The 2,777-nt window shown below is 69.2% G+C and carries 2 protein-coding genes; both read left to right on the forward strand.

The genetic code is table 11. The features are described from left to right. Nucleotides 1–2,354: calcium-binding protein (locus tag FG93_RS22395; RefSeq protein WP_162835450.1), on the forward strand; the 2,354-nt coding region annotated here is incomplete at its 5' end. Between the two features lie 138 nt (nt 2,355–2,492). Continuing rightward, nucleotides 2,493–2,777: biotin/lipoyl-binding protein (locus tag FG93_RS22400; RefSeq protein ID WP_244448590.1), on the forward strand; the 285-nt coding region annotated here is incomplete at its 3' end.

Here is a 2,777-nt window from a genome sequence, read left to right on the forward strand (position 1 = left end):
CCCCGCCGATCGATTACGAGCAGCTGCCGCTGCGCCGCTTCTCGCCGGCGAAGCTCGAGGATGTCTTCGGCGGCGATCCGGCCAGCAACGACAACCTGACGCTCGGCAGTGGCGGCGGCCTGTCCGGCAGCGCCGGCTCTGGCGGAGCGCACGCCTTCGAGGGGCTGGCCCCCATCGATGCGCCCTCAGGTGGCCACCACCCCGGTCCGGGCAGCCATCCCGGCCCCAGTGGCCCCGGTGGCGAGAAACCCGGCGGCCCCCGTGGTGAGATTCCCGGCGGTTCCGGGAGCCCGCGCAACCAGGCCCCGCAGCTCGCCGGCGCCGTCAGCCTGCGCAGCATCGGGCTCTGCGAGACGCTGCTGATCACTGCGATCGGCCTGCTCTCGGGGGCGCGCGACCCCGATGGCGATGCGCTCGCGGTCAGGCATCTCACCGCCTCCAGCGGGACCCTGACCGCGGTCGAGGGCGGCTGGGAGTTCACCCCGACGCCCGGCTATTTTGGTCCGGTGACGCTGAGCTACGAGGTCAGTGACGACACCGTCGCGGTCGCCCAGACCGCCGTGTTCAGCGTCGTCGCGTTCACCGAGATCGACGGCACGGCCGGCGATGACAGCCTGACCGGGACCGAATGCGCCGACCTGATCGACGGGCGCGACGGCAACGACACGATCGATGGCCGCGGCGGCTCGGACATCCTGCATGGCGGCGCCGGCAACGACTTCATCCGCGGCGGCACCGGCCATGACCTGATCTATGCCGGCCGCGGCAACGACATCGTCTATGGCGGCGAGGGCAACGACACCATCCATGGCGGCGAGGGCGACGACCAGCTCTTCGGCGAGGATGGCGACGACATCATCTTCGGCGAGGCCGGCAACGACATCATCGTCGGCGGCAAGGGCAACGACCGGCTCTCCGGTGGCGCCGGCAATGACGTGATCCAGGGCGGCGAGGGCGACGATACGCTGGATGGCGGCGAGGGTGACGACGCGCTGGAAGGCGGCACGGGCGACGATCGTCTCGATGGTGGCGACGGCGGCGACATGCTGTCCGGCGGCGACGGCAACGACACGCTCTATGGCGGCAACGGCGCTGACATCCTCAATGGTGGGGCCGGCGACGACGAGATCGATGCCGGCGACGGCGACAACACCATCTTCACCGGCGACGGCAACAACAGCGTCCGCACCGGCAATGGCAACAATCTCGTCACCGGTGGCGCTCATGGCGACATCGTCCAGTTCGGCGCGGGCCAGGACACGGCGCGGCTCGGTGGCGGCGACGATGCCGCGGCGGGCGGCGGCGGCAAGGACCGGCTCTTCGGTGAGGGTGGCAAAGACACGCTCTCCGGCGAGGCCGGCGACGATCTGCTCGACGGCGGGGAGGGTGACGATCACCTTGCCGGCGGCAGCGGCAAGGACCGGCTCACGGGCGGCAACGGCAACGACATCCTCGACGCAGGCGAGGGCGATGACGAGGCCGAGGGCGGGACCGGCGACGACATCGTCTTTGGCGGTGACGGCGACGACAAGGTCGAAGGCAATGCCGGCAACGACCGGCTCTTCGGCGAGGCTGGCACCGACCGGATCGAGGGCAATGACGGCAATGACGTCATCGATGGCGGCAGCGGCCATGACTGCCTGCTCGGCGGGGCCGGCGATGACGTGATCCAGGGCGGTGTCGGCAACGACCAGGTCGAGGGCGGCAGCGGCGCGGATACGCTCGACGGCGGTGCGGGCGCGGACCGGGTCGAGGCCGGGGCCGGCAACGACGTGATCATCGGCGCGCTCGACGCGGCGGCCGATGGCTATGATGGCGGCAGCGGTTGCGACACGCTGGATTATTCCCAGGCAACGCAATGCATCGACATCAACCTGGTCGAGGGCAAGGCGGTCAGCGTCGAGATCGGCGAAGACGGGTTCTCGAATATCGAGGCGGTGCTCGGCGGCAGCGGCGACGACCATTTCACCATCGGCACTGATGCGGTGACGCTCAGCGGCGGCGCCGGCGACGACACCTTCTCGTTCGACGTGCCCTATGACGAGGACGATCGCGACCTGATCCACCAGATCCTCGATCTCGAGGCCGGCGACCGCATCCGCATCAAGCAGTATCAGATCCGTACGGATGACGATGATGACGATGGCCACGGAAACGGTTCCGACGACGATGCCTTCGATCGCACCTATGGCGACGATGGCGACGATGCCGGCCGGCCCTTCCGCTTCCGCATCGAGAAGATCGGTGACGACGACCGCACCTTCGTCGACGTCTTTCTCGAGCAGACCGACGAGAAGGACTACTCGATCGAGATCCAGGGCAGTCACAGGCTGTATTATTATGACCACGACTGACCCCGGTGCGGGGCCGCAGCGCCTCGCATCCCGAGCCGGCTGACGGGAGAGACCAGCATGACCAGGCGCAGTGTCACATCGCAGGCCGGCGGGGACGCCAGCGGGGAGCGCGAGCCCAACTTCGGTCTCGGCCGGCATATGCTCGCCGGCACGGCGCTCGCCCTGCTGCTGGTCGTCGGCTGCGGCGGCTGGGCCGCCAGCGCCCATCTCAACGGCGCCGTGATCGCGCAGGGCTCGGTCAAGGTCGACCAGAACCTGAAGGAGGTGCAGCACCGCGACGGCGGCATCGTCCAGGCGATCGCGGTGCGCCAGGGCGACCGGGTCGAGGCAGGCCAGACCCTGTTCTGGCTCGACGATGTCCAGACCAGGGCCGAGCTCTCGATCATCCGCTCGCAGCTCGGCGAGAATCTCGGCCGCAAGGCC

The organism is Allobosea sp. LC85, from assembly GCF_000735605.1.
Classification (GTDB): domain Bacteria; phylum Pseudomonadota; class Alphaproteobacteria; order Rhizobiales; family Beijerinckiaceae; genus Allobosea.